The organism is Burkholderia sp. Bp8991 (assembly GCF_003853795.1).
Taxonomy (GTDB): domain Bacteria; phylum Pseudomonadota; class Gammaproteobacteria; order Burkholderiales; family Burkholderiaceae; genus Burkholderia.
In genome coordinates this window covers 1-1104 of the sequence record NZ_QTQJ01000075.1, presented here as the reverse complement: position 1 = coordinate 1104, position 1104 = coordinate 1, and the positions used below count along the sequence as shown (strand labels likewise).

At 66.0% G+C, this 1104-nt stretch carries 1 protein-coding gene; it reads left to right on the top strand.

Features of this window, described 5'->3' with window-relative positions:
* A partial coding sequence (locus DIE02_RS35185) for an aminotransferase (RefSeq protein ID WP_124489890.1) occupies positions 1–1104 on the top strand: 1104 nt, incomplete at both ends.

Genomic DNA, 1104 nt, shown 5'->3' with positions numbered 1-1104 from the left:
GTCGGCTACGGCCGCAAGGAACTTGCCGATGCCGCATATCGCCAACTGCAGGAACTGCCGTTCTACAACACGTTCTTCAAGACCACGCACCCGCCGGTAATCGAACTGTCGGCGATGCTCGCCGAGGTCACGCCCGCAGGCTTCAACCACTTCTTCTATTGCAACAGCGGCTCGGAAGGCAACGATACCGTGCTGCGTCTCGTGCACCAGTACTGGCGCGTGCAGGGCAAGCCGCAGAAGAAATACGTGATCTCGCGCAGGAACGGCTATCACGGCTCGACGATCGCGGGCGGCACGCTCGGCGGGATGGGCTACATGCACGAGCAGATGCCGTCGAAGGTCGAGAACATCGTGCACATCGACCAGCCGTATTTCTTCGGCGAAGCGCGAGCCGGCGAAACGCCCGAAGCGTTCGGCCTCGCGCGTGCGCAGCAGCTCGAGGCGAAGATCCTGGAGCTCGGCGCGGAGAACGTCGCGGCGTTCATCGGCGAGCCGTTCCAGGGCGCGGGCGGCGTGATCTTCCCGCCGTCGACGTACTGGCCGGAAATCCAGCGGATCTGCCGCAAGTACGACATCCTGCTCGTCGCCGACGAAGTGATCGGCGGCTTCGGCCGCACCGGCGAATGGTTCGCGCACCAGCACTTCGGCTTCGAGCCGGACCTGATCACGATGGCCAAGGGCCTGACCTCGGGTTACGTGCCGATGGGCGCGGTGGGCATCCACGAACGCGTCGCGCGCCCGATCATCGACAACGGCGAATTCAATCACGGGCTCACGTACTCGGGGCACCCGGTCGCGGCGGCGGTGGCGGTCGCGAACCTGAAGCTGCTGCGCGACGAAGGGATCGTCGAGCGCGTGAAGCACGACACGGGCCCGTACTTCCAGGCGCTGATGCGCGAAACCTTCGCGCGTCACCCGATCGTCGGCGAAGTGCACGGCCACGGAATGGTCGCGAGCCTGCAGCTCGCCGAGTCGCCGGCCGAACGCCGCCGCTTCGCGAACGGCGGCGAGGTCGGCACGATCTGCCGCGACTTCTGCTTCAACGGCAACCTGATCATGCGCGCGACCGGCGACCGGATGCTGCTGTCGCCGCCGCTCGTGATT